The sequence below is a fragment of the Verrucosispora sp. SN26_14.1 genome (genome assembly GCF_004307965.1).
Lineage (GTDB): Bacteria > Actinomycetota > Actinomycetes > Mycobacteriales > Micromonosporaceae > Micromonospora.
Window position 1 is genome coordinate 1 of record NZ_SISL01000046.1, and the last position, 23,692, is coordinate 23,692.

General features: G+C 70.0%; 28 protein-coding genes. 9 read left to right on the forward strand and 19 right to left on the reverse strand.

Going from position 1 to position 23,692, the window contains the following annotated elements; all coding sequences use genetic code 11:
• Positions 1-80 precede the first annotated feature (80 nt).
• From EYA84_RS07245 to EYA84_RS07255, 3 genes are all read right to left on the reverse strand, one after another.
• On the reverse strand, positions 81-407 hold the full coding sequence (locus EYA84_RS07245; protein WP_131052243.1) for a hypothetical protein: 327 nt from the start codon (positions 405-407) through the stop codon (positions 81-83).
• 109 nt (positions 408-516) lie between these two features.
• Positions 517-2,250, reverse strand: a complete 1,734-nt coding sequence (locus tag EYA84_RS07250; RefSeq protein ID WP_394347552.1) for a 3-hydroxyacyl-CoA dehydrogenase family protein — start codon at positions 2,248-2,250, stop codon at positions 517-519.
• Between the two features lie 213 nt (positions 2,251-2,463).
• Positions 2,464-2,868, reverse strand: a complete 405-nt coding sequence (locus EYA84_RS07255) for an FHA domain-containing protein (protein WP_236145640.1) — start codon at positions 2,866-2,868, stop codon at positions 2,464-2,466.
• A 273-nt stretch (positions 2,869-3,141) separates the two neighbouring features.
• Between EYA84_RS07255 and EYA84_RS07260 the strand changes: the two genes are divergently transcribed.
• Together EYA84_RS07260 and EYA84_RS07265 are read left to right on the forward strand one after the other, a co-directional pair.
• The gene (locus EYA84_RS07260; RefSeq protein ID WP_131052246.1) at positions 3,142-4,638 is read left to right on the forward strand and encodes an aldehyde dehydrogenase family protein; all 1,497 of its coding nucleotides are present in this window, start codon (positions 3,142-3,144) and stop codon (positions 4,636-4,638) included.
• A gap of 102 nt (positions 4,639-4,740) precedes the next feature.
• Positions 4,741-5,418 carry a methyltransferase domain-containing protein gene (locus EYA84_RS07265; RefSeq protein WP_131052247.1) on the forward strand — a complete coding sequence of 226 codons (678 nt, stop codon included), beginning with the start codon at positions 4,741-4,743 and terminating at the stop codon, positions 5,416-5,418.
• Between the two features lie 15 nt (positions 5,419-5,433).
• Here the strand turns inward: EYA84_RS07265 and nucS are convergent, their stop codons facing one another.
• A complete protein-coding gene (gene nucS / locus EYA84_RS07270; RefSeq protein ID WP_131052248.1) occupies positions 5,434-6,093 on the reverse strand; it encodes an endonuclease NucS in 660 nt (219 codons plus the stop codon).
• A 71-nt stretch (positions 6,094-6,164) separates the two neighbouring features.
• On the opposite strand from nucS, the gene EYA84_RS07275 reads away from it, so the two are divergent.
• From EYA84_RS07275 to EYA84_RS07295, 5 genes are all read left to right on the forward strand, one after another.
• Positions 6,165-6,785 carry a DUF4126 domain-containing protein gene (locus tag EYA84_RS07275; protein ID WP_131052268.1) on the forward strand — a complete coding sequence of 207 codons (621 nt, stop codon included), beginning with the start codon at positions 6,165-6,167 and terminating at the stop codon, positions 6,783-6,785.
• Positions 6,786-6,836: 51 nt separating this feature from the next.
• Positions 6,837-7,280: a DUF4878 domain-containing protein gene (locus EYA84_RS07280; RefSeq protein WP_131052249.1), complete on the forward strand. Its 444-nt coding sequence runs from the start codon at positions 6,837-6,839 to the stop codon at positions 7,278-7,280.
• Between the two features lie 73 nt (positions 7,281-7,353).
• Entirely contained in the window at positions 7,354-7,653 is a 300-nt protein-coding gene (locus EYA84_RS07285; protein ID WP_131052250.1) for a DUF1540 domain-containing protein, read from the forward strand.
• 160 nt (positions 7,654-7,813) lie between these two features.
• Positions 7,814-8,704, forward strand: a complete 891-nt coding sequence (locus tag EYA84_RS07290) for an ABC transporter ATP-binding protein (RefSeq protein WP_131052251.1) — start codon at positions 7,814-7,816, stop codon at positions 8,702-8,704.
• Complete coding sequence (locus EYA84_RS07295) at positions 8,701-9,546, forward strand: ABC transporter permease (RefSeq protein WP_131052252.1); 846 nt, start codon at positions 8,701-8,703, stop codon at positions 9,544-9,546. Before EYA84_RS07290 ends, EYA84_RS07295 begins: the two co-directional genes overlap by 4 nt.
• A gap of 145 nt (positions 9,547-9,691) precedes the next feature.
• Here the strand turns inward: EYA84_RS07295 and EYA84_RS07300 are convergent, their stop codons facing one another.
• Complete coding sequence (locus EYA84_RS07300) at positions 9,692-10,540, reverse strand: 3-hydroxyacyl-CoA dehydrogenase family protein (RefSeq protein WP_131052253.1); 849 nt, start codon at positions 10,538-10,540, stop codon at positions 9,692-9,694.
• Positions 10,541-10,615: 75 nt separating this feature from the next.
• A complete protein-coding gene (gene murA / locus EYA84_RS07305) occupies positions 10,616-12,058 on the reverse strand; it encodes a UDP-N-acetylglucosamine 1-carboxyvinyltransferase (protein WP_131052254.1) in 1,443 nt (480 codons plus the stop codon).
• On the opposite strand from murA, the gene EYA84_RS07310 reads away from it, so the two are divergent.
• Together EYA84_RS07310 and EYA84_RS07315 are read left to right on the forward strand one after the other, a co-directional pair.
• Positions 12,057-12,629 (forward strand): cob(I)yrinic acid a,c-diamide adenosyltransferase, encoded by a 573-nt coding sequence (locus tag EYA84_RS07310; RefSeq protein WP_131052255.1) that lies wholly within the window; start codon positions 12,057-12,059, stop codon positions 12,627-12,629. The genes murA and EYA84_RS07310 overlap by 2 nt on opposite strands.
• The gene (locus EYA84_RS07315) at positions 12,605-13,024 is read left to right on the forward strand and encodes a VOC family protein (protein ID WP_131052256.1); all 420 of its coding nucleotides are present in this window, start codon (positions 12,605-12,607) and stop codon (positions 13,022-13,024) included. The genes EYA84_RS07310 and EYA84_RS07315 overlap by 25 nt, the downstream gene beginning before the upstream one ends.
• Before the next feature lie 31 nt (positions 13,025-13,055).
• Here the strand turns inward: EYA84_RS07315 and EYA84_RS07320 are convergent, their stop codons facing one another.
• From EYA84_RS07320 to EYA84_RS07380, 13 genes are all read right to left on the reverse strand, one after another.
• A complete protein-coding gene (locus tag EYA84_RS07320; protein ID WP_131052257.1) occupies positions 13,056-13,862 on the reverse strand; it encodes an SGNH/GDSL hydrolase family protein in 807 nt (268 codons plus the stop codon).
• 247 nt (positions 13,863-14,109) lie between these two features.
• Positions 14,110-14,568, reverse strand: coding sequence for a DUF2550 domain-containing protein (locus EYA84_RS07325; RefSeq protein ID WP_131052258.1), 459 nt, complete (start codon positions 14,566-14,568; stop codon positions 14,110-14,112).
• A 12-nt stretch (positions 14,569-14,580) separates the two neighbouring features.
• Positions 14,581-14,865 (reverse strand): F0F1 ATP synthase subunit epsilon, encoded by a 285-nt coding sequence (locus EYA84_RS07330; RefSeq protein WP_131052259.1) that lies wholly within the window; start codon positions 14,863-14,865, stop codon positions 14,581-14,583.
• 89 nt (positions 14,866-14,954) lie between these two features.
• On the reverse strand, positions 14,955-16,103 hold the full coding sequence (locus tag EYA84_RS07335; protein ID WP_131052260.1) for an LCP family protein: 1,149 nt from the start codon (positions 16,101-16,103) through the stop codon (positions 14,955-14,957).
• 226 nt (positions 16,104-16,329) lie between these two features.
• Positions 16,330-17,781 carry a F0F1 ATP synthase subunit beta gene (gene atpD / locus EYA84_RS07340; protein WP_117225973.1) on the reverse strand — a complete coding sequence of 484 codons (1,452 nt, stop codon included), beginning with the start codon at positions 17,779-17,781 and terminating at the stop codon, positions 16,330-16,332.
• Positions 17,781-18,719: a F0F1 ATP synthase subunit gamma gene (locus tag EYA84_RS07345; RefSeq protein WP_131052261.1), complete on the reverse strand. Its 939-nt coding sequence runs from the start codon at positions 18,717-18,719 to the stop codon at positions 17,781-17,783. Before EYA84_RS07345 ends, atpD begins: the two co-directional genes overlap by 1 nt.
• A gap of 9 nt (positions 18,720-18,728) precedes the next feature.
• Positions 18,729-20,372, reverse strand: a complete 1,644-nt coding sequence (gene atpA / locus EYA84_RS07350) for a F0F1 ATP synthase subunit alpha (RefSeq protein ID WP_131052262.1) — start codon at positions 20,370-20,372, stop codon at positions 18,729-18,731.
• A 92-nt stretch (positions 20,373-20,464) separates the two neighbouring features.
• A complete protein-coding gene (locus tag EYA84_RS07355; RefSeq protein WP_131052263.1) occupies positions 20,465-21,286 on the reverse strand; it encodes a F0F1 ATP synthase subunit delta in 822 nt (273 codons plus the stop codon).
• Positions 21,286-21,816 (reverse strand): F0F1 ATP synthase subunit B, encoded by a 531-nt coding sequence (locus EYA84_RS07360; protein ID WP_131052264.1) that lies wholly within the window; start codon positions 21,814-21,816, stop codon positions 21,286-21,288. The genes EYA84_RS07355 and EYA84_RS07360 overlap by 1 nt, the downstream gene beginning before the upstream one ends.
• A gap of 29 nt (positions 21,817-21,845) precedes the next feature.
• Positions 21,846-22,070, reverse strand: a complete 225-nt coding sequence (gene atpE / locus EYA84_RS07365; RefSeq protein ID WP_117225978.1) for an ATP synthase F0 subunit C — start codon at positions 22,068-22,070, stop codon at positions 21,846-21,848.
• Between the two features lie 85 nt (positions 22,071-22,155).
• Positions 22,156-22,935, reverse strand: coding sequence for a F0F1 ATP synthase subunit A (gene atpB / locus EYA84_RS07370; RefSeq protein ID WP_131052265.1), 780 nt, complete (start codon positions 22,933-22,935; stop codon positions 22,156-22,158).
• A 42-nt stretch (positions 22,936-22,977) separates the two neighbouring features.
• Positions 22,978-23,199, reverse strand: a complete 222-nt coding sequence (locus tag EYA84_RS07375; RefSeq protein ID WP_131052266.1) for a hypothetical protein — start codon at positions 23,197-23,199, stop codon at positions 22,978-22,980.
• Positions 23,200-23,363: 164 nt separating this feature from the next.
• Positions 23,364-23,692: hypothetical protein (locus EYA84_RS07380; RefSeq protein WP_131052267.1), on the reverse strand; the 329-nt coding region annotated here is incomplete at its 5' end.

The following is a 23,692-nucleotide window of genomic DNA, read 5'->3' on the forward strand; positions in this document are numbered from 1 at the left end:
GCGACCGGCAACCCGGCGACGGGCGACGGGCGACGGGCGACTTGGCGACCCGGCGGCCGACGACGGACGTGCGCCGGCGTTCAGCCGTGGCGGGGGGCGCTGCGGCCGCGCTGGATCCCCGGTGTCCGCCGGTCCCGGGCGCGCCAGCAGCCGGTGTGCCAGTGCCGCCGGTCGGTCAGGTCGCCCCGGTCGTCGGCCGGCCAGGCGACCAGATGCGCCACGCCGGGCCGGATCTCCTGGTCGCAGCCGGGACAGCGGTACGTCTTGGTCGACCCACCGCCGCTGATCGCGCGTACCTGCCAGTCGCCGTCCCGCCACTGCTGCACCGAGGCGACTCCGTGCCGGGCACGTTCGGCGTCCAGACGCGTGTCGTCGTCACGGCGGGGACGGTTGCGACGAGGGCTCACATCACCCAGCGTAAGGCCGGGTGGCACCGTGCTTCGCGTCGGCTGGCCGGCGCTGCGGTTAGCAGGGGACCCTTCCTATACCGCAGGCGTTAATAAGGTGCCCTTCCTTTCACGAAGGCAGCGAGCGGAAGCCGCGCCCGGTGCGGTCGCCGAGGTGACCGGCGGTCACCAACTGCTCCAGCAGTGGGGCCGGGGCGAAGCCTGGATCGCGCAGTTCCCCGTACAACCGCCGCTGGACGGCCAGCGCCACGTCCAGACCGACCGCGTCGAGCAGGGCGAACGGGCCGACGGGGTAACCGCAGCCGAGCCTCATGGCGTGGTCGACGTCGTCGGTGCCGGCGTAGCCGGCCTCCAGCATCCGCACCGCGTCGTTGAGGTACGGGAACAGCAGCGCGTTGACGATGAAACCGGCCCGATCGGCGCAGACCACTGCGGTCCGCCCCAGCGTGGCACAGACCGCCCGCGCGGTGTCCACCACCTGGTCCGAGGTCCGGATGGTCCGCACGATCTCGACCAGCGGCGTCGACGTGCCCGGGTGCACGAGGTGCAGGCCCACCACGTCGTCCGGCCGCCCGGTCGCCATCGCCAGGTCGATCACCGGCAGCGCGGAGGTGGTGGTGGCCAGCACGGCGCCCGGCTTGCAGACTGCGGCCACCTCGGCGAGGAGGGCCTTCTTGACGTCGAGATCGTCGGCCACCGCCTCGACCACCAGATCGGCGTCGGCCAGCGCCGTCGACGCCGTCGACCAGGTGATCCGGCCGAGGGCGGCGACACGGTCGGCCTCGCTCACCCGGTCGGGGGCGACGTTCTCGTCCAGTGCGGTCCGCACCGCCGCACCGGCCGTCGTGGGGTCCCCGGATCCGGGGCCGACCGCGACGACCTGGTATCCGGCGGCGGCGAAGACCGCGACGAGCCGGTGCGCCGACGCGCCTGCTCCGACCACGCCGACGGTGCGTACCGGGTCGGTGGGTGCCTCGCCGGCCGGTGCCGGCGTCCGTGCGTCGGGCACGACGGTGCCGGAGCCGGGCCGCTCGTAGGTGTAGAAGCCCCGGCCGGACTTCCGCCCGAGCAGCCCGGCGGTCACCATCTGGCGCAGCAGTGGTGCCGGGGCGTGTCGGCGGTCCCGGCCGCCACGGCGGTACATGGTGTCCAGGACCTCGTAGGACGTGTCCAGCCCGATCAGGTCCATCAGGGCCAGCGGGCCCATCGGCAGTCCGCAGCCGAGCTTCATCGCGACGTCGATGTCCTCGCGGGTCGCGTACCCCGCCTCGACCATCGCGACGGCGTGGTTGAGGTAGCCGAACAGCAGCGCGTTGGCGACGAAGCCGGCCCGGTCGCCGATGGTGACGTCGACCTTGCCGAGTCGCCCGCAGAGCGCCTCCACGTCGCTCACCACGTCGTCGGCGGTGACGACCGTGCGCACGACCTCGACCAGCTTCATCACCGGTGCCGGGTTGAAGAAGTGGATGCCGATCACCTGTTCGGGCCGGCCGGTGGCGACCGCGATCTCGGTGACGCTCAACGACGAGGTGTTGGTGGCGAGGACGGCCTCGGGCCTGCAGATCCGGTCCAGGTCGGCGAAGAGCCGCCGCTTCAGGTCGAGGCGCTCGGGTACCGCCTCGATCACCAGGTCGACCGCGTGCAGCGCGTCCAGCCCGACGGCGAAGGTGACCCGGCCGTGCAGGGCGTCCCGGTCGGCGGCGGCGAGCCGGCCCTTGGCCACGGCCCGGTCGGTCGAGCGGGTCAGCGTGGCCCGGCCACGGTCCAGGGCGTCGTCGGTGATCTCGACGGCCACCACGTCGACGCCGCTGCGGGCGAAGACCTCGACGATGCCGGCACCCATGGTGCCCAGACCCACCACACCCACGCTGGTGAACTCGCGCGCCACGCCCGGCCTCCCCTTGTCCGCGGAACCGGCGACCGGACTTTAACGGTCGCTCAGGTCATGCGCGCGAGTCTGCCACGTGGCGCGGGCCTGTCCAGACGCGGTGGGGTTTGTCACCGCGCCGGGCACAGGTCGGCGGTCGGGCTCAGGCCAGCGGCCGGGTGCAACAGGTCAGGAGCCGCCGGTGATGGCGCGTGTGGAGGGCGCGACCGGCAGCGGCAGCGTCGGTCGCCGCTCCTGGCGCGGCACCCCGAAGCTGAAGCCCACCGGGTCGGTGAGCGCCACCCCCGGGTCGAAGAACCGCAGGTCGGTACGACCGATCCGGACCACGTCGCCGTCGCTGAGCCGGGTCAGCTCGGTGATCCGGCGTTCGTTCACCCAGGTGCCGTTCGTCGAGCCGAGGTCCACCAGGGACACCCCCTCGCCGGCCAGCCAGATCTCGGCGTGCCGACGACTCAGATGCGGATCGTGCACGACGATGTCGACCGCCGGATCGCGGCCGATCACCTGCGGCTGACGACGCAGCCGGAACCCGAGCCCGCGCATGGGCCCGGCGGCCACTGTCAGCAGCGGCATCAGTTGCGGATATTCCTCCATGGACAGTCGGACCTCCACCCCGCGCGGCCACCCCCGCGTCAGCCTGCCACCACCGGGCGGCCACCTCCACCACCCGGCCAGTCATCACCGAGTAACCGGCCGGACACCTTCCGTTCGACCCTTTCGGTGGACAGGGCACCTGCCTTCCGGCGAAAACTGCTGCTCAGTCCGATTCAACCATCCGCCGCCCAGCCCGCTCGGCCCCGCACCACTCCCCTACCTGTGAGTAATATTCGGGTCTAGACTCCCGTCATGACGGCTCCCCACCGCCCCGGCACCCCGACGATCGAGGGCGGCCACCTGATCTCGACCAACCCGGCCACCGGCGACGAGGCGGGACGCGTACCGGTCGCCACCGGCGTGGAGGTGGAGCGCGCCGTCGCGAACGCCCGCGCCGCCGGCCTGTGGTGGGCCGGTCTCGGCTTCGACGGGCGGCGGGAACGGCTGCTGCGCTGGCGGCGGCTGCTCGCGCAGCGGATGGAGACGCTGGCGGAGCTGGTCCACGCCGAGGGTGGCAAGCCGATCGCGGACGCGCTGGTCGAGATCGTGACCGCGGTGGAGCACGTCGACTGGGCGGCGAACAACGCGCGCCGGGTGCTCGGCGCCCGCCGGGTCCGCTCCCGGCTCATCCTGGCCGAGTTCTCGGCCCACCTGGAGTACCAGCCGTACGGGGTGGTCGGGGTGATCGGGCCGTGGAACTACCCGGTCTTCACCCCCATCGGCTCCGCCGCGTACGCGCTGGCCGCCGGCAACGCCGTGGTCCTCAAGCCGAGCGAGTACACCCCGGTGGTCGGGCAGTGGCTGGTCGACACGTTCGCCGAGGTGGTGCCCGAGCAGCCGGTGTTCAGCGCGGTGCACGGCCTCGCCGACGTGGGCGCGGCACTGTGCCGGTCCGGCGTCGACAAGCTCGCCTTCACCGGCTCCACCGCCACTGCGAAGAAGGTGATGGCGGCCTGCGCCGAGTCGCTGACCCCGGTGCTGTTGGAGGCTGGCGGCAAGGACGCGATGATCGTCGACGCGGACGCCGACCTGGACGCCGCCGCCGAGGCCGCCGTCTGGGGTGCGATGACCAACGCCGGGCAGACCTGCATCGGCATCGAGCGGGTCTACGCGGTGGAGCCGGTCTTCGACGCGTTCGTCGACAAGGTGGTCGAGCGGGCGGGCCGCCTCACCGTGGGCCCCGACGACGCCGACGTCGGCCCGATCACCATGCCCAGCCAGCTCGACGTCATCCGACGGCACATCGACGACGCGCTGACCCGGGGCGGACGCGCCGCCCTCGGCGGCCGGGACGCGGTCCGGCCGCCGTATGCGCACCCGACCGTGCTGGTGAACGTGCCCGAGGACTCCGCGGCCGTACGCGAGGAGACCTTCGGCCCGACGCTGACCGTCAACCGGGTGCGGGACGCGGACGAGGCGCTCGCCCGGGCCAACGCCCTGCCCTACGGTCTGGGCGGTTCGGTCTTCGGGCGGCGTCGGGCGGTGGCGATCGCCCGTCGACTCCGGTCCGGCATGGCGTCGATCAACTCGGCGCTCACCTTCGCCGGCATGTCCACCCTGCCCTTCGGCGGGGTCGGCGAGTCGGGGTTCGGCCGGATCCACGGCGAGGACGGGCTGCGCGAGTTCGGCCGGGCCAAGGCGGTGACCCGTCGCCGGGGCCGGACGCTCCTGCCGTCGACCACCTTCGACCGCACCCCTGCTGACGTGGCCCGTCTCGTCAAAGCGGTCAAGATGCTCTACGGCAGGTGAGCAGGCGGTCCGAAAGCCGCCACTGTCGGAAAGCCGATCATCGTCGGCTTCGATACGGGACAGAGGTTTAGCGTCGGTAGCCGCGACGGTACATTCCGTTAAATGCGCCCCCATCGATTGCGATTCCATCTCGTCGACAAGGACGGCTCATGGGCCGCGCGGCAACGCCAACGCCGCGCCGAATGGCTGGTCCGCACGTTTCCCCGGCTGTCCGAGATGAACGTGATCGACCTTGGTGGACGCCTCGGCACCTGGACCCGCGCGGCCGTCCGGCCGGCCCGCGTACACGTGGTCAACCTGGAGCGACCCGCCGTCGACGTGCCCGAGTGGGCCGAGGTCGACCAGGCCGACGCCTGCGACCTGCCGGCCCACATCACCGGGCGCCGCTACGACCTGGTCTTCTCCAACTCGGTGCTGGAACACGTGGGTGGACACGAGCGCCGGCTGCGGTTCGCCGAGGCGGTGCACACGCTGGCCGAGCGGCACTGGGTGCAGACGCCGTACCGCTACTTCCCGATCGAGCCGCACTGGATCGCCCCGGGCATGCAGTTCCTGCCGGTACGCCTGCGCACTGCGGTCGCCCGGCGCTGGCCGCTCGGGCACAAGGCCACCCACTCCCACGACGCGGCCATCCACCAGGTGCTCTGGACCGAGCTGCTGGACCGGTCCCAGATGCGGCACTACTTCCCGCAGTCCCGCATTCTGATAGAACGGGTCGGCGGCCTGCCGAAGTCGCTGATCGCGGTCCGCACCACGATCCCCCGCCAACGCACCACCTGACCGCGCCGCCGACCCTCAGAACAGGGTCAGTTCGTCGCGCTCGATGCCGCGCAGCCGGTCGTAGTCGACCACCACGCACCGGATGCCGCGATCCCGGGCGAGCACCCGCGCCTGCGGCTTGATCTCCTGCGCGGCGAAGACGCCGGCCACCGGTGCGAGCAACGGATCGCGGTTGAGCAGTTCGAGGTAGCGGGTGAGCTGCTCGACGCCGTCGATCTCGCCCCGGCGCTTCACCTCGACCGCGACCGTGCCCTGGTCGGCGTCGCGGCAGAGCAGGTCGACCGGCCCGATGGCGGTCATGTACTCGCGGCGGACCAGCGTGTACCCCTCGCCCAGCGTCTCCGGGTTGGCGGCCAGCAACTCCTGGAGGTGTGCCTCCACCCCGTCCTTGCGCAGCCCCGGGTCGACGCCGAGTTCGTACGAGGTGTCCTGAAAGATCTCCTCCAGGGTGATCCGCAGTTCCTCACCGGCCTTGTTGACCACCCGCCACACCCCGGGCGCCTCCTCCAGCCGACAGGGCGGGCTCATCCAGTTCAACGGCTTGTAGGCCCGGTCGTCGGCGTGGATGGACACCGAGCCGTCCGCCTTCACCATGAGCAGCCGGGTGGCCGGCGGCAGGTGGGCCGAGAGGCGTCCGACATAGTCCACCGAGCATTTCGCAATCACCAACCGCACCCGACGAGGGTAGCGGAGAGGCCGGGCATCGCCGCCGAGCGGCACTGGCGCGCCGGTGCCATGCTGAGATGGTGCTCGAAGTGCTGACCGGTACCGGCCTCGCCGCCTCGGCGGGGCTCAACGCCTACATCCCGCTGCTGTTGATGGGCGGTCTGGCCCGTTTCACCAGCGTCATCGACCTGCCCGGCGGCTGGCAGTGGCTCGGTAACGACTGGGTGCTGGGCATCCTCGCCGTGCTGCTCGTCGTCGAGGTCGTCGCGGACAAGGTGCCGGTGGTGGACCACGTCAACGACCTGGTGCAGACGGTGGTCCGCCCGACCGCCGGTGGGCTGGCCTTCGGTGCCGGCTCCGCCTCGGAGACGGTGACGGTCAGCGACCCGGACAGCTTCTTCACCGACGGCGGCCAGTGGCTACCGGTCGTCGTCGGGGTGCTGATCGCGCTCGGCGTACACCTGCTCAAGTCCGCCGCCCGGCCGGTCATCAACGCGACCACGGCCGGTTTCGGCGCCCCGGTGGCGAGCACCGCCGAGGACGCGACCAGCGTGGTGATGTCCCTGGTGGCGATCGTGCTGCCGGTGCTGGTGCTGGTGTTCCTGGTCGCGTTCGCCCTCTATCTGCCGTGGTTCCTGCGCCGACGCGCGGACCGACGCCGGGAACGCCAGGCCGCCCGGGACGCCGGCTTCCGGGTCTGATCCCGGGTACGCGGGGCAGACCGGTTGCGTAGTGGATCTACGCTGCCCCGCATGACGTACCACCCGACTCCGGTCCCGCCCCGCAACAACCGCCCGCTGCGGATCGTGCTCGTCGTGGTGGGGGTGGTCGTCGCCCTCTGCTGCCTGGGCGGTGCGGTCGGCGGCTGGTTCCTCTACCAGACCGTGCAGGACGCGGTCGGTCCGGCCCGCAGCGCCACCGGCGAGTATCTGGACGCCCTCCGGGACGGCGACCACCAGCGCGCCTACGACCGTCTCTGCCAGCGGCAACGCGACGAGGTCACGGCGGACGAGTTCGCCCGGCAACGGCAGGCGATGCCGAAACTGGTGGAGTACGACATCACCGGGATGCGGGTCTCCACCAACAACGGCCGGACCACCGGGGCCGCGTCGGTACGCCTGGAGACGGCCAACGGCGAGACGAACGAGTCGATCAGCCTGCTCCGCGAGGACGGCGAGTGGCGCGTCTGCCCCTGAGGACCGGCGAATCGGTCCAGGCCAGCCCTCCGAAAGCCTAAAATTAGGGCAAATCAACGGAGGAGGGTGGGTCATGACCGCAGCGATGGAGATGCCCCGGGTCCAGGAGTGCGTGGTGTCCGCCTGCGCGTACAACCACACCGGCGACTGCAACGCCTTCGCCATCACGATCGGCAGCATGGACCACGCGCACTGCCACACGTTCATCGAGATGCCGGCCGTCCGCGCCGGCATCGACGGCCAGGTGGCCCAGGTGGGCGCGTGCCAGCGGGCCGACTGTCGGCACAACCAGCAGTTGGAGTGCCAGGCCCCGTCGATCAAGGTCGGCCCGGACGCCGACATGGCCGACTGCATGACGTACAGCCACCGCTGATCGGCCTCCGGGTGGCGTCCGCCGGGCGGACGGACCCGGAACTGTGCAGAACCGCACAGCGGAACGACGGTGACGCCCGGGTCCGAGTCGCCCGTGACGGGGAGGAACCACCACCCCCCGGTGCGGACGGCGGACCCGGGCGCCCCGCACACTTGACGGCATGAGTGACGACGTCGCGATCCACGTCCGGGGCCTGCGCAAGGCGTACGGCGACAACGTCGCCGTGGCCGATCTGGACCTCGACGTCCACCGGGGCGAGGTGTTCGCTCTGCTCGGCCCGAACGGCGCCGGCAAGACCACCACCGTGGAGATCCTGGAGGGCTACCGGCAGCGCGACGCCGGTGAGGTACGCGTACTGGACGCCGACCCCTCCTTCGCCCACGGCTCCCGGTCGGGCGAATCCCGCGCACCGGGCCGCTCGGTGCGCGACTGGCGGGGTCGGGTCGGCATCGTGCTCCAGGGCACCGGCGAGTTCGACGAGCTGACCGTGGCCGAGGTGGTGCACCACTTCGCCGGCTTCTATCCCGACGGCGACGACCCGGACAAGGTGATCGACCGGGTGGGGCTGACCGCCAAGGCCGGCGCCCGTACGCACACCCTCTCCGGCGGGCAGAAGCGTCGCCTGGACGTGGCGCTGGGCATCATCGGCCGTCCCGAACTGCTCTTCCTCGACGAGCCGACCACCGGTTTCGACCCAGAGGCCCGCCGCGAGTTCTGGGAACTGATCCGGGACCTCTCCGCGGCCGGCACCACCATCGTGCTCACCACGCACTACCTGGACGAGGCCGAGGCGCTCGCCGACCGGGTGGGCGTCATCGCCGGCGGCCGGCTGGTCGAGGTCGCCGTGCCCGCCGAGCTGGGCAACCGGCAGGACGCGCTGGCCACGGTCTCCTGGCGTACCCCGGAGGGCACGTCGGAGAGCGCGCAGAGCGCGACGCCGACGGCGCTGGTGGCCGAACTGGCCGCGCGTTTCGGTGGCGAGGTGCCCGGCCTGACCGTCACCCGGCCCACGCTGGAGGACATCTACCTGCGGATGATCGGACACTCATGACCACCACCACCCGACCGGACGCCCCGGTCGCCGCCCCCGCCACCCGCCGCCCCGGACCCGGCGGTCTCGCCCTGCGCCAGGGCCGCATGGAGATCCGGCAGTTCCTGCGCAGCCGGGAGTCCGTCGTCTTCACGCTGGGCTTCCCGATCATCATGGTGCTGATCTTCGCGTCGATCTTCGACGGCGACCTCGGCGAGGGTGTCAGCTACACGCAGTACTTCATCACCGGAATGATCGCCACCGGCCTGATGACGGTCAGCTTCCAGAACCTCGGCATCTGGATCCCGATCGAGCGGGACCGGGGCGTGCTCAAGCGGTACCGGGGCACGCCGATGCCGAAGTGGGTCTGGTTCGCCGGCAAGGTGATCATGGTGCTGGTGACCGGCGTGGTGATGACCGCACTGCTGCTCACGGTCTCGGTGCTGCTGTTCGACCTGAGCCTGCCGACCACCGCGACCGCCTGGGTCACCTTCGGCTGGGTCAGCGCGCTGGGCATCACCGCCTGCACCCTCTGCGGCATCGCCATCTCGTCCCTGGCCCGTACGGCACGCAGCGGCTCGGCCGTGGTCACCCCGGTCGCCCTGGTGCTCCAGTTCATCTCCGGGGTGTTCTTCGTCTTCACCAACCTGCCGAGCTGGATGCAGCAGGTGGCGGCCATCTTCCCGCTCAAGTGGATGTGCCAGGGGCTGCGGGCGGTGTTCCTGCCGGAGAGCTTCGGCGCCAACGAACCGGGTGGTTCGTTCGAGCTGACCCGGGTCGCGCTGGTGCTGGGCGCCTGGTGCGTGATCGGCCTGGTGCTCTGCCTGACCACCTTCCGCTGGACCACCCGCCGCGACGGCTGAGGTGCAAGGAAGGGCACCTTGTTAACGCCTGCGGTAGAGCAGGGGTCCCCTGCTAACAACCCGGCAGCCCTCGACGGGCAGCGCCGTTAAAAGGGGTCCCCTGCTATGCACGAGGCGTTAGCAGGGGACCCCTCCTTTCATCCGGTCAGTACGAGTAGAAGCCCTGGCCGGTCTTGCGGCCCAGGTCGCCGGCGGTGGCCATGCGCTGGAGCAGTTCCGGCGGGAAGAACTTCTCGTCACCGGTGTCGGTGTAGATGTTGCGGGTGGCGTTGAGCAGCACGTCCACGCCGGTCAGGTCGACGGTGGCGAGCGGCCCCATGGCGTGCCCGAAGCCGAGCTTGCAGGCGGTGTCCAGGTCCTCGGCGGAGATCACGCCGGTCTCGACCAGCCGGACCGCCTCCATCGCCAGTGCGGTGATCAGCCGGGTGGTGACGAAACCGGCGATGTCCCGGTTGACCACCACCACGGTCTTGCCGATCTCCTCGGCGAACGACTTCGCCGTGTCGAGCGTGGCGTCGCTGGTCTTGTAGCCCCGGATCAGCTCGCAGAGCTTCATCATCGGCACCGGCGAGAAGAAGTGGGTGCCGACGACCGCCTCGGGCCGTTCGGTGACCGCCGCGATCTGGGTGACCGGGATGGCCGACGTGTTGGTGGCCAGCACCGCGTCGGACTTGCAGATCTTGTCCAGCGCGCGGAACACCTCGTGCTTGATCTCCAGCCGCTCGAAGACGGCCTCGACCACGATGTCCGCGTCGGCCGCCGCCTCCAGGTCGGTGGTGGCCGTGATCCGTCCCAGCGCCGCCTCGGCGTCGTCGGTGGAGATCCGGCCCTTCTCCGCGAACTTCCCCAGCGACGTACGGATGCCGTCCAGACCGCGCCGGGTGGCCGCGTCGTCCAGGTCCCGCAGCACCACCTGCCAGCCCGCCTGTGCCGCCACCTGTGCGATGCCCGAGCCCATCAGCCCGGCGCCCACGACCGCGAGTCGACCCGCCATCTGATACTCCCTCGCTGCGATTTCGAGTGTCTTCCTGCACCCTAGTCGGCGAGCCTGAACGAAGGCTAAGGAGGCTCAGATGGTCAGTTCGGGTTCCTCCGGCGCGGTGGCCCGCTCCACCTCGATGCCGAGCGCCCGCAGGTCGGCCACGAAGTCGGGGTACCCCCGGTCGACGTGGTGCACGTGCGACACCTCGGTCACCCCGTCGGCGCAGAGCCCGGCGATGATCAGTCCCGCGCCGGCACGGATGTCGGTGGCGCGCACGGGTGCGCCGGAGAGTTGCTCGCGTCCGCGTACGACGGCGTGATGGCCGTCGGTCTTGATGTCCGCGCCCAGTCGCATCATCTCGTTGGCGAACATGAACCGGCCGTCGAAGATGTTCTCGGTGATCAGGGACGCGCCCTCGCTGAGCGCGGCGAGCCCGATCGCCATCGGCAACAGGTCGGTGGCGAAGCCCGGGTAGGGCAGCGTCACCACGTCCACCGCCCGGGGGCGGTCGTCCATGCGTACCCGGAAGGCGTCCGGCCGCGTCTCCACCAGGCCGCCGGCCGCGACGACCTTGTCCAGCGCGACCTCCAGGAAGCCGGGGTCGAGACCGGTCACGGTCACGTCGCCACAGGTCATCGCCGCGCCGAAGGCCCAGGTACCGGCGACGATCCGGTCGCCCACCGTGGCGTGCCGGACCGGTTGCAACCGGGGTACGCCGACGATGGTGATCGTGGAGGTCCCCTCCCCCTCGATCACCGCGCCCATCCGCTGGAGCATGGTGCAGATGTCCACGATCTCCGGCTCGCGGGCGGCGTTCTCGATCACGGTGGTGCCCTCGGCCAGCACCGCGGCCATGACCAGGTTCTCGGTCGCGCCGACGCTCGGGAAGTCCAGCGTGATCTCCGCGCCCCGCAGGCCGTCCGGCGCGGCGGCGATCACGAAGCCGTGTTCGCCGGAGATGTCGGCGCCCATCCGGGTCAACCCGGAGATGTGCATGTCCAGACCGCGCGAACCGATCGCGTCGCCGCCCGGGTGGGCCACCCGGACGTAGCCGCGCCGGGCCAGCAGCGGCCCGAGTACGCAGATCGACGCCCGCAGCCGGCGGACGAGGTCGTAGTCGGCCTCGACGCCGGGCTGTTCCGGCACGTCGATGGTGACCGAGCGGGACCGGGCCACCCCGCCGACGGCGACCATCGGGTCCACCGGCTCGTCGGCGTCGAAGCGCACGCCGCAGCCGAGCCGGCGCAGCACCTCGCCCATGATGGCGATGTCGGTGATCCGGGGCACGTTGGTGATCACCGTCCGGCCCGGCGCCAGGAGCGCGGCGGCCATCAGCTTCAACGCGGAGTTCTTCGCCCCCACCACGTGCACGGTGCCGGCGAGCCGGGCTCCGCCGCGTACCCGGATGACGTCGACGTCGGCGACCGCCGCGTCACCCGCGTCACCCGGGCCGACCCCGCTGGACCAGCCCGTACCGGCTGTCGGCCGGGTCGGGATCGTCAGGTCCGGTATCCGTAGGCTGTGCGTCATGGCCGTCCACCTCACGCGCATCTACACCAAGGCCGGCGACGCCGGCATGACCAGGCTGAGCAACAACGAGCAGGTGCCGAAGAACGATCCACGGATCGCCGCGTACGCCGACGTGGACGAGTGCAACGCCACCATCGGCATGGCGCTCGCCCTGGGCGGGCTCGACGACGGGTTGCGAGCGGTGCTGGGGCCGATCCAGAACGACATGTTCGACGTGGGGGCGGATCTGTCCACCCCGGTCGAACCAGACCCGAAGTACCCGCCCCTGCGGGTGACCGAGGAGTACGTCGAGCGCCTTGAGGGCTGGTGCGACGAGTACAACGGGCGCCTGAGCAAGCTCGACTCCTTCATCCTCCCCGGCGGTACCGCGGGTGCGGCACTGCTGCACGCGGCGCGGACCGTCGCCCGGCGCGCCGAGCGGTCGGCATGGGCCCTCGTCGCACACGACCCCGACCGGACCAGCCATCTCCCGGCAAAGTATCTCAACCGGTTGTCGGATCTACTCTTTATTCTGGCAAGAACGGCAAATCCGGACGGAGACGTGCTATGGGTTCCGGGCGGAGGTCGTTGACGCTCGGAGCACTGCACCACGTGGAGGTCTGGGTACCCGACCTGGGCGTCTCGATGCGCAGTTGGGGCTGGCTCCTCGGCCAGTTGGGCTGGACCCCTTTCCAGGAGTGGCCGGCCGGTCGGTCCTGGCGGCTCGGCCCGACGTACCTCGTCCTGGAGGAGTCCCCCGCGCTCTCCGGGCGGCGTCATGACCGTCTCGCGCCCGGCCTGAACCACCTGGCCTTCCACGCCGGCCCGCCGGCCGCCGTCGACCGCCTGGTGGCCACTGCTCCCGGGTACGGCTGGACGCTGCTGTTCCCGGACCGCCACCCGCACGCCGGTGGCCCCGACACGTACGCCGCCTACCTGACCGACGGGCAGGGGTACGAGGTGGAGTTGGTCGCCGCCACCTCGTGACCCCCGCCCGGCCGGCCGGGACGAGCCTCGCTCAGCCGGCCACGGCGCGGAAGACCGGGTAGTACCCGCCGGACTGGCCGGCCGCCGTCGGGTGGTAGGAGACGCCGATGTTGGCGAAGTTCAGCGCGTGCAGCCACTTCTCGCCGTAGCTGCAGAGCTGGTGGCCGACGAACTGGGAGCGGACGTCGGCGAACGCGAAGCCGGCGGCCAGGGCGGCGGTGCGGATGATGTCGTTCACCAGGTTGATGCCCTCGTTGATCTTCGTGCGGGAGGTCGCGCTGAGTCCCGCGCAGATCGTGCCGAGCTGATAGAAGACCGGGTAGCCGGTGACCACCACCCGGGCCGACGGTGCCCGACTCCTGATCCCGTCGTAGACGGCCCGGAGCAGCCTCGGCAGGTCGGCTCGGGCCTTGGCCTGTGCCGCGTCGACCGCGGCGACGCATTCCGTGGTGCCCTGGAGCACGCAGGTGCTCATGATGGTGCCGAAGCCGACGTCGTTGCCGCCGACGGTGACGCTGACCAGCGTGGTCCGACTGGCCAGGGCCGAGAGCTGGGTGTTGACCACGCTGGTGGTGGTGGCGCCCGAGCAGGCGACCGAGCGGTACGACGCCGGGCCGACACGGGTCGCGTAGAGCGCCGGATAGGCGGCGGTGCTGCGTTGGCAGGAGCCGCTCTCGGAGGTGTAGCTACCGGCACCCACTCCGGAGGCGTACGAGTCGCCGAGGGCCACGTAGTGGTCGCTCGGTGCCGCCTGGGCGGGGGCGGCGGTCAGGCTGAGGGTGGTGGCGAGGGCGACGACCATGCTTGTGGCAAGCGTCGCCAGACGGGTTCTCCGCACGTCGTTACTCCGGGGTAGCAGGGGGACGTTCGGAGATTGATATCACTAGATATCGATGAAGGGAAGATCTCTAGGCGATTCCACCGGACACCCGGGCGAGATCTGGCACGGATGTGCCACCACCGCACGGGCACGGTGGTGGCGCTGAGGTCGGTTACCGGGACCGGTCAGACGGGCGGGAGCGACACACCGGGACACGGCCGGACACGGCACACACCCGGTGCGTGCCGTTGAGACACGAGATCGATCAGGCGGCGGGCCAGTCCTGCGACGAGGCCAGACGCGGCGAGGCCGCCCCCGGAGGGGCGGCCTCGAGCCAGGAGAGGAATCCGGTGACGGTGGATCGCGCCATGGCGATCTCGACCGGAGCATGTCCGCTGCTACACCGGAGGATGATCCAGTCCGAGGGCATGGACATTCGCTCCTGCCCCTCGGGCAGGCGCCGTCGATCCACGGTCAGCCCCTCGCGGCACAGCACCCGCTTGGGCCGCACCGCGAAACTGACCAGGCGGTACCAGCGGAGCTCGTCACCGGCGAAGCGGCCGAAGCCGGGCGCCCAACCACGGCCGTCGAGCATGGTGGAGGTCCGCACGCTGAGCCGGATGATCCCTCCGCTACGGGTCACCAGCGCCCGCCGGGCGAAGAGGACCAGGATCGCGCCGAGGATCACGGCGACGCCGATTCCGACCCCTTCGACGATCTCCATCGGCGGGTCGGCTCAGTTGCCCTGAGCGGCGGAGGCCCGGGTCGCGGTCTCGGCCAGCACAGTCACGCCCCGCTCGTTCACCGAGAGGAAGCCGCCGGCCACCTCGTAGACGACCTGCTCGCCGCCGGGCAGCTTGATGCGGACCTGGCCGGAGTCGGCGAGCTGGCCGAGCAGGGGCGCGTGCCCCGGCAGCACACCCAGCTCACCCTCGGTCGTACGGGCCATGACCATCTCGGCCTCGCCCGACCAGACCTTCTCCTCGACGGCCACGAGCTGGACGTTAAGGTGTTGTGCCACGCTGTCTCCTTGCTGAGGCGGCGGATTGGGGAAAGTCTAGTCGCGGCCCTGACCTGTGCTTCATGCGGGTGCCGGGAGCCACGCCGCGATCAGCCCTTGTTGACGAACTTGGGATGTTCGAGCAGGAACGGGTCCAGGAGTTCCCGCTCCAGCGCGACGAAGAAGTCGTCCACCTCGGGCTCGAACCGCTCGCCGAGGTAGTTGCCGTTCTGCAGGATCCCGCCACCCGGCAGCTTGATCATCTGAATGTTGCCGGGCCGGATGTCCTTGAGCGCGAGGCCGAAGTCGATCACGCTGTGCCCCCGGCCGCTGAAGATCAACGACTCACCGGCCGCCCGCAGCACCCGGTCCAGCTTCACCGGGTTGGTCACCACGTCGGCGCTGAGCGCCTGACCGGCCATCGCCTTGACGAACTGCTGCTGGTGCCGCTGCCGGCCGTAGTCACCGTCCGGCACACCGTTCTCCGGGTAGCGCTGGCGGACGTAGTCCAGCGCCTGCCACCCCTGCAGGTGCTGCTTGCCCTTCGGATAGATCGCCTGCGGCCCGATGTAGCCCCCACCGCCGGGCCGGCCCTCACGGTGCTTGCCGTCCGGCTGGCGGTGCCGGGAACGGACCTCCCGCTCGATGTTCATCGTGACGCCGCCCATCGCGTCGACGATCTTCTGGAAGCCGGAGAAGTTGATGATCGCACCGGCGTCGAACCGCTCGATGCCGGTGACCTTCTGCGCGGTGAGGGCGAGCAGCTCGAAGCCGCGCGCGGCGTCCGGCTTCCCATCGGGCACCCGGCTGCCGAAGGACATCGCCGCGTTCAGCTTGGTGGTGCTGCCGTTGAAGTTCGCCTTGGGGAACGCGGGGATCTCGACGTAGAGGTCCCGGGGCAGGGAGAAGAGGTACGCCCGGTCCATCTCCTTCGGCACGTGCAGGATCATGATGGCGTCGCTCAGCGGCGGCCGGTCGTCCCGGACCGGGTCGATGCCGACCAGCAGGATGTTGAGCGGGCCCTCGATGTCGCTCTTGGCCTCGCCCGCCGCCTGGTCACCGAAGAGGTCGGCCTTGCCGATCGCCCCCTCGTAACGGGCCATCAGCGCCTCGGCACCCACCAGCGACGTGCCGCTGACCATCATCAGCACCACGCCGAAGATGGTGCAGAGCTTCGCCCACAGCGGTACGCCCCGCCAGATCGACGTCTTCTTGCCACCACGCGTGCCGCGCGTACCGCCCCTGCCGGCCTTGCCCACAAGCTTCTCCGTTCGTCGCGTCCCCGGGAGGTGTACGGGTCCGCGTAGCCGAAAGGTTTAAGTCGTTCGCCGCTCATCCGCGCCTGAGCTGCACTAGACGGTATCTCGGGCACGGCGTGATCGCCGAGCACGGGAAACCGGGCAGCCAGGATGGTACGTCCCGTAGATGAACGAAAGGCCGTCCCGGCGTGAACCGGGACGGCCTTTCTTCGTTCGAACCGAAGGGTCAGCCCTTCATCAGCTCGGCGGCCTTCTTCTCCAGGTCGTCGAGCCCACCGCACATGAAGAACGCCTGCTCGGGGAAGTGGTCGTACTCACCCTCGCTGATCTTCCGGAACGCCTCGATGGTCTCCTTGATCGGGACCGTCGAGCCCGGCACACCGGTGAACTGCTCCGCCGCGTAGGTGTTCTGCGACAGGAAGCGCTCGATCCGACGGGCCCGCTGGACCGTGATCTTGTCTTCCTCGGAGAGCTCCTCGATACCGAGGATGGCGATGATGTCCTGCAGGTCCTTGTAGCGCTGGAGGATCCGCTTGACCTCACTGGCCACCTGGAAGTGCTCCTGGCCGACGAACTCCGGGGCGAGGATCCGCGACGAGGACGCCAGCGGGTCCACCGCCGGGTAGATGCCCTTGTCGGAGATGGACCGCTCCAGGTTGGTGGTGGCGTCCAGGTGGGCGAAGGTGGTGGCCGGGGCGGGGTCGGTGTAGTCGTCCGCCGGCACGTAGATCGCCTGCATCGAGGTGATGGCCTGGCCCTTGACGGAGGTGATCCGCTCCTGGAGCTCGCCCATCTCGTCGGCGAGGGTCGGCTGGTAACCCACCGCGCTGGGCATCCGGCCCAGCAGGGTGGAGACCTCGGACCCGGCCTGGGTGAAGCGGAAGATGTTGTCGATGAAGAGCAGCACCTCCTGCTTCTGCACGTCACGGAAGTACTCCGCCATGGTCAGCGCGGAGAGCGCGACGCGCAGCCGGGTGCCCGGCGGCTCGTCCATCTGACCGAAGACCAGCGCGGTCTTGTCGATGACGCCGGACTCGGTCATCTCGTGGATGAGGTCGTTGCCCTCACGGGTCCGCTCCCCCACACCGGCGAAGACGGAGGTACCACCGAAGTTCCGGGCGACTCGGGTGATCATCTCCTGGATGAGCACCGTCTTGCCCACGCCGGCACCGCCGAACAGGCCGATCTTGCCGCCCTTGACGTACGGGGCGAGCAGGTCGATGACCTTGATGCCGGTCTCCAGCATCTCGGTCTTCGGCTCCAGGTCCGCGAAGGCCGGGGCCTTGCGGTGGATGCCCCAGTGGTCGTCGGCGGAGATGGTCTCGCCCTCGGTGAGGTTGAGGCACTCGCCGATCGCGTTGAAGACGTGGCCCTTGACCGCGTCGCCGACCGGCACCCGGATCGGGAAGGCGGTGTCCCGCACCTCGGCGCCCCGGACCAGACCGTCGGTCGGCTGCATCGAGATCGCGCGGACCAGGTTGTCACCCAGGTGCTGGGCGACCTCCAGGGTCAGCGTCTTCTCGCCACCGGAGAGGGACACGTTCACGTGCAGGGCGTTGAAGAGGTCCGGCATGGCGTCGCGCGGGAACTCGGCGTCGACGACCGGGCCGATGACCCGGACCACGCGACCGGTGGCGGTCGTGGTCTCGGCTGGTCCTCCAGCAGTGGAAACAGTCATCACACTTCACTTCCCGACGCGGCCAGCGCGTTGGCGCCGCCGACGATCTCACTGATCTCCTGGGTGATCCCGGCCTGGCGGGCCGAGTTCATCTCACGCGTGTACTTGTCGATCATCTCTTCGGCGTTGTCGGTGGCGCTCTTCATCGCCCGCCGCCGGGCCGCCGACTCGCTCGCCGCCGACTCCAGCAACGCCGCGTAGATCCGCGTGTTGATGTACTTCGGCAGCAACGCGTCGAGCAGTTCCTCCGGGTTCGGCTCGAACTCGTAGTCGGGCAGCAGCCCGGGGGCCGCCTCCGACCGAGGCCGCTCCTCCACCTGCAGCGGACCGATGATCCGGGTCACCGGCGTCTGGGTCATCAGGGACTTGAACTCGGTGAAGACGATGTGCAACTCGTCCACCCCGAGCACCCCGTCCGCACCCGGACCGCCGTCGAGGTCGTCCGCGCCGGCCGAGAACGCCTTGACCAGCGTCTCGCCCACCTCGCGGGCGTCGGCGAACGACGGCTGCTCGGAGAAGCCGGTCCAGCTCGCCTCGATCGGCCGGTTACGGAACCGGTAGAACGAGACGCCCTTGCGACCGACGACGTAGAGCACCGGCTCCTTGCCGTCCTCCTTGAGCCGCGCGACCAGCGACTCCGCCGTCTTGATGGCGTTGGAGCTGTAACCGCCGGCCAGACCCCGGTCGGCGGTTACCAGCAGCACGCCCGCCCGCCGCACCCGCTCGCGCGGGGTCAGCAACGGGTGGTCGACCGACGCGTTGGACGCCAGCGCCGTGAGCACGCCGGTGATGGCCCGGGCGTACGGCAGGGACGCCTCCACCCGGGCCTGGGCCTTGGCGATCCGGCTCGTCGCCACGAGCTCCATCGCCTTGGTGATCTTCTTCATCCCCTTCGCCGAGCGAATGCGTTGACGAAGAACACGTACCTGCGCCGCCATGGCCCGGCCCTAACGCTTCTGGGCCGGCGCTGCGCTGTAGCGGGTGACCGTCTCCTGCTCGGCCTCGCCCTCCAGCGGCGCCGCCGGCGCCTCGTTGATCGTGCGCTCGTCCTCCCGGCCGAGGAAGCCCTGCTTGAACTCCGCGACGGCCGCGTCGAGGGTGGCGATGATCTCGTCGTCCCACTTGTTGTCCGCGATCGCCAGCAGCGTGGCGTTGTGCTTGCGCCGCAGGTGCTCCAGGAACTGGGTCTCGAAGCGCCGCACGTCGCCGACCGGAACGTCGTCCAGCTTGCCCTCGGTGCCGGACCAGACCGCGATGACCTGCTCCTGCACCGAGTACGGCGAGTAGTTCGGCTGCTTGAGCAGCTCCACCAGGCGGGCACCACGATCCAGCTGGGCGCGGGAGGCCTTGTCCAGGTCCGAGGCGAAGGCGGCGAACGCCTCCAGCTCGCGGTACTGGGCCAGGTTCAGCCGCAGCGAACCGGAGACCTTCTTCATCGGCTTCACCTGCGCCGCGCCACCGACCCGGGAGACCGAGGTACCGACGTTGATCGCCGGCCGGACGCCCTGGTTGAACAGGTCGGTCTCCAGGAAGATCTGACCGTCGGTGATCGAGATGACGTTGGTCGGGATGAAGGCCGAGATGTCGTTGGCCTTCGTCTCGATGATCGGCAGACCGGTCATCGACCCGCCGCCCATCTCGTCGGAGAGCTTCGCGCAGCGCTCCAGCAGGCGGGAGTGCAGGTAGAAGACGTCACCCGGGTACGCCTCACGGCCCGGCGGGCGACGCAGCAGCAGCGACACGGCCCGGTACGCCTCGGCCTGCTTGCTCAGGTCGTCGAAGACGATCAGGACGTGCTTGCCGCCGTACATCCAGTGCTGACCGATGGCCGAGCCGGTGTACGGGGAGAGGTACTTGAAGCCGGCCGGGTCGGAGGCCGGGGAGGCGACGATGGTGGTGTACTCCATCGCGCCCGCCTCCTCCAGCTGCCCCTTGATGGAGGCGATGGTGGAGGCCTTCTGGCCGATGGCGACGTAGATGCAGCGGACCTGCTTCGTCGGGTCGCCGGAGGCCCAGTTCTCGCGCTGGTTGAGGATGGCGTCCAGGGCGACCGTGGTCTTGCCGGTCTTCCGGTCACCGATGATCAGCTGTCGCTGGCCACGACCGATCGGGGTCATCGCGTCGATGGCCTTGATGCCGGTCTGCATCGGCTCGGAGACGGACTGCCGGGCCATCACGTTCGGGGCCTGGAGCTCCAGCTCACGGTAGCCCTCGTCGGCGATCTCGCCGAGACCGTCGATCGGGGCGCCGAGCGCGTTGACCACGCGCCCCAGGAAGGCGTCACCGACCGGCACGGAGAGCACCCGGCCGGTGCGCTTGACCCGCTGGCCCTCTTCGAGGCCGGCGTAGTCGCCCAGGACGACGACACCGATCTCGCGGACGTCGAGGTTCAACGCCACGCCGAGCGTGCCGTCCTCGAACTCGAGCAGCTCGTTGGTCATGGTCGAGGGCAGGCCCTCGACGTGGGCGATACCGTCGCCGGTGTCAGCGACGGTACCGACCTCTTCACGGGAGACGTCGGGCGAATAGGAGGAGACGTAGCGCTCCAGGGCGCCGCGGATCTCCTCCGTCGAGATGGTCAGCTCGGCCATCCTCTGCTTCCTTAAGTATCAGGGGCCCGGGATACCTAGTACCGACCGGTCCTCGGGTCGACTGTTATTCCGGGCGCTTCGCGGGGTGCTGGTCAGCGCTTCGCGAGCGCGTTGCGGGTCTCGTTGAGGCGACGCAGGATCGTCCCGTCGTACAGGTCCGAACCCACCCGGACGCTCGCTCCGCCGAGGATCGTCGGGTCAACCGTAAGCTTCACCGCGACCGCCCGGCCGTAGATGGCCGAGAGCTGGTTGGTGAGCCGGCTCTCCTCCTCGGCGGTCAGCGGGGCCGCGACGGTCACGTACGCGACCTGACGGTCACGGCGCTCGGCCGCCAGCTCCACCAGCCGGGACAGCGCGGCGGAGAACGACCGACCGCCGAAGCCGGCCAGTGCCGCCTCCACCAGTCGCACCGTCACCGGCCGTGCCTTGCCCGTCAGGAGCATCCCGATCAGCTCGGCCCGCTGGGCCACCGGTGCCGCCGGGTCGGACAGGGCGTTGGAGAGCCGCCGGTCCGCCGCGACCACCTGGCCGAAGCGGAACAGCTCGTCCTCCACCTCACCGAGTTCGTCGGCGCGGTCCGCGCTGGCGAGCAGCGCCTGCACACCGAGACGCTCGGCACCGTCGAGCAGCTCCGACGGTGCCGACCACCGGCCGGCGACCAGTGCACCGAGCAGGTCGAGCGTGTCCGCGCCGACCTTGCCGGAGAGCACCGAGGTGAGCAGGCCGCTGCGGTCCGCACCCGAACGGGCCGGGTCGGAGAGAGCCCGACGCAGCCGGACCTCCCGCCGCAGCAGGTCCGCCACGGCGAGCAGCTCGGCACCGGTGGTGGCGAGAGCCGTCGAATCGGCGCCCCGGACGTACTCCTCCAGCCGCTGACTCACGGCGGTGTAGGACTCCCGGCTGGCGGCCTGCATCAGCGGGCCCCCGCGCTCTCGAGGTCGGTGAGGAACCGCTCGACGGTGCCCTTGCGGCGGGCCTCGTCGGCGAGCGACTCGCCCACGATCCGGCCGGCCAGGTCGACCGCGAGACCGCCGACCTCCGCGCGCAGCTCGCGCACGATGGTCTCACGCTCCACAGCCAACGAGTCCCGGCCGGCGGCGATGATCCGGTCGGACTCCTCCCGCGCCTTGGCGAGGATGTCGGTGCGGATCGACTCGGCGTCGGCCCGGGCGTCGTCCCGGATCCGTGCCGCCTCGGTACGCACCTCGGCGAGCTGGGCCCGGTACTGCTCAAGCAGCTGGTTGGCCTCAGCCTGCGCCGCCTCGGCGCGCTTGAGGCCACCCTCGATCGCTTCGACCCGCGCCTGGTACATCGCCTCGATGCGCGGCATGACGAACTTCAGCAGCACGAAGCAGAGCAGGGCGAAGGCGATCGTCCCGATGACCAGCTCCTGCCACAGCGGCACGAGCGGGTGGTGCTCCACACCTTCGGCGGCGACAAACATTTCAGACCTCCGGGTCGGGAAGCGGACGGTCAGTTAACGGCGAAGGCGAGCACCAGGCCGAACAGGGCGAGCGCCTCGACCAGGGCGAAGCCCAGGACCAGCCAGGTCCGGTTGTAGCCGGCCGACTCGGGCTGACGGGCGCTGGAGTTGATGTACGCAACGAAGATCAGGGCCACGCCGATCGCGGGGCCGACAGCGGCGAGGCCGTAGCCGATCGTGTTGACGTTACCGCTGATCTCGGCAAGAACAGTCATTGCGGGTATTCCTCCTGTTTGACACGTGAGATCTCACGCGTACCGGTCGTACCTGAAGCTTTGGGCGGGTGCCCCGCGAAAAGGATCAGTGTTCGGTTGCGAGCGCCGATCCCATGTAGTTGGCGCTCAGCGTGACGAAGACGTATGCCTGCAACAGCGCGATCAGCACCTCGAAGAAGGCCATCACGATCGCCATGATGAACGAGAAGATCGAGGTCGCCTGGATGAAGATGTTGTCCGAGGCGAGCAGCACGAAGCCACCGATGGTGAAGACCAGCAGGATCAGGTGACCGGCGAACATGTTGGCGAAGAGACGCACCGCCAGCGTGACCGGCCGGTTGATGAAGGTCTGCAGGAACTCGATCGGGATCAGCAGGATGTGCATCGGCCACGGGATGCCCGGCAGGATCAGGCTCTGCTTGAGGTAGCCGCCCACGCCGTGCGTGCGCATGCCCATGTAGATGTACATCACGTAGGTGATCGCCGCGAGCACGATCGGGAAGGCGATGTGCGAGTTCGGCGAGATCTGCAACCCCGGGATGATGCCGAAGAGGTTGGTCAACGCGATGTAGCAGAAGAGCACCGTGAAATAGGGCGCGAACTTGACGCCCGCGCTGCCCATCTGTTCCTTGGCGATGTTGTCCCGGACCAGGCCGTAGATCGACTCCGCCATCCACTGGCCCTTGGTCGGCACCAGCTTCGGGTTCCGATAGGTGACCATGAAAAAGATGATCAGCAGGCCGACGGCCAGCCAGATCATGAGGGTGAACTTGGTGACGAATGGGCCGGCCACTTCCGGCAGATAGAAGTCCGAGACCCCCGGGGGCCAGGGCAGCCCTTCAGCGGCGACAAGCTGTGCGCTCACCGTGTCATCCTCCGCACTCGACAGACCCGCGTGTGCCGAAACTCAGGCACCGAGCCTCTTCATGATCAGGTAGATCGCTCCGGCTGCGCCGAGCATCATGCCCACGCCGATCCCGATGCCGGTCGGCAGGCCGAGGAGCGTCCCCGCCAACCAGCCGAGGAATCCCCACACGAGGATGCCGGCGAGCAGGTAGCCAAGAACGGCTCCGGCAACGCCTTCCGACGAGTGCTCGTCGGAGCTTCCGCGATGAGGGTTGTCGGCCATGACGAGGCGAACTTTATCAGCCGGGGGTTTCGCGAGTGTGCGGCACCCCCCACACTGCGAGCAGCGTGCGGGCAATCGATACGGCGCCTCAGCCGCGCTCAGCTTACTCCTGCACGGCCCGCCGGGAAGGGGGGCGAAACGCCGGGCGAACACCGGCCGTACGGTCAGTGACCCGACGCCCGGTCGACGGTGGGCAGCGGGGAGCGCCAGGCCCAGGTGGTGTGCGCGACGATCCACACCAGCACGCCCGCGATGATCGCCACCCCCATGTCGGGCAGCCCGGGCCAGCCGGCCTGCGCCACGGCGGCCATCACCACGCCCAGGAACACCATCTTGGTGGCGTAGGTGACCAGCCCCACCGGCATGACCATCTTCGGGCTCACCGCGTCCGCCCAGGCCACCGAGAACCCGGAGACCAGGTAGCTCACCATCACCAGACCGATCCCGGCGGCCACCCCGGCCGCGCCGGTCGGGCCCCGCAGCAGCGCGGCGA

Bases quoted from the DNA above. Each gene is read 5' to 3' on its own strand.
- EYA84_RS07360 (WP_131052264.1), bottom strand. From the start codon at position 21,816: ATGTTTGTCGCCGCCGAAGGTGTGGAGCACCACCCGCTCGTGCCGCTG.
- atpA (WP_131052262.1), bottom strand. From the start codon at position 20,372: ATGGCCGAGCTGACCATCTCGACGGAGGAGATCCGCGGCGCCCTGGAG.
- murA (WP_131052254.1), bottom strand. From the start codon at position 12,058: ATGACGCACAGCCTACGGATACCGGACCTGACGATCCCGACCCGGCCG.
- EYA84_RS07260 (WP_131052246.1), top strand. From the start codon at position 3,142: ATGACGGCTCCCCACCGCCCCGGCACCCCGACGATCGAGGGCGGCCAC.
- EYA84_RS07265 (WP_131052247.1), top strand. From the start codon at position 4,741: ATGCGCCCCCATCGATTGCGATTCCATCTCGTCGACAAGGACGGCTCA.
- EYA84_RS07355 (WP_131052263.1), bottom strand. From the start codon at position 21,286: ATGCAGGCCGCCAGCCGGGAGTCCTACACCGCCGTGAGTCAGCGGCTG.
- EYA84_RS07345 (WP_131052261.1), bottom strand. From the start codon at position 18,719: ATGGCGGCGCAGGTACGTGTTCTTCGTCAACGCATTCGCTCGGCGAAG.
- atpD (WP_117225973.1), bottom strand. From the start codon at position 17,781: ATGACTGTTTCCACTGCTGGAGGACCAGCCGAGACCACGACCGCCACC.
- EYA84_RS07325 (WP_131052258.1), bottom strand. From the start codon at position 14,568: ATGGAGATCGTCGAAGGGGTCGGAATCGGCGTCGCCGTGATCCTCGGC.
- EYA84_RS07290 (WP_131052251.1), top strand. From the start codon at position 7,814: ATGAGTGACGACGTCGCGATCCACGTCCGGGGCCTGCGCAAGGCGTAC.
- EYA84_RS07310 (WP_131052255.1), top strand. From the start codon at position 12,057: ATGGCCGTCCACCTCACGCGCATCTACACCAAGGCCGGCGACGCCGGC.
- EYA84_RS07300 (WP_131052253.1), bottom strand. From the start codon at position 10,540: ATGGCGGGTCGACTCGCGGTCGTGGGCGCCGGGCTGATGGGCTCGGGC.
- EYA84_RS07255 (WP_236145640.1), bottom strand. From the start codon at position 2,868: ATGCCGCTGCTGACAGTGGCCGCCGGGCCCATGCGCGGGCTCGGGTTC.
- EYA84_RS07250 (WP_394347552.1), bottom strand. From the start codon at position 2,250: ATGGGTGCCGGCATCGTCGAGGTCTTCGCCCGCAGCGGCGTCGACGTG.
- EYA84_RS07315 (WP_131052256.1), top strand. From the start codon at position 12,605: ATGGGTTCCGGGCGGAGGTCGTTGACGCTCGGAGCACTGCACCACGTG.
- EYA84_RS07285 (WP_131052250.1), top strand. From the start codon at position 7,354: ATGACCGCAGCGATGGAGATGCCCCGGGTCCAGGAGTGCGTGGTGTCC.
- atpE (WP_117225978.1), bottom strand. From the start codon at position 22,070: ATGACTGTTCTTGCCGAGATCAGCGGTAACGTCAACACGATCGGCTAC.
- EYA84_RS07375 (WP_131052266.1), bottom strand. From the start codon at position 23,199: ATGGCCGACAACCCTCATCGCGGAAGCTCCGACGAGCACTCGTCGGAA.
- EYA84_RS07295 (WP_131052252.1), top strand. From the start codon at position 8,701: ATGACCACCACCACCCGACCGGACGCCCCGGTCGCCGCCCCCGCCACC.
- EYA84_RS07280 (WP_131052249.1), top strand. From the start codon at position 6,837: ATGACGTACCACCCGACTCCGGTCCCGCCCCGCAACAACCGCCCGCTG.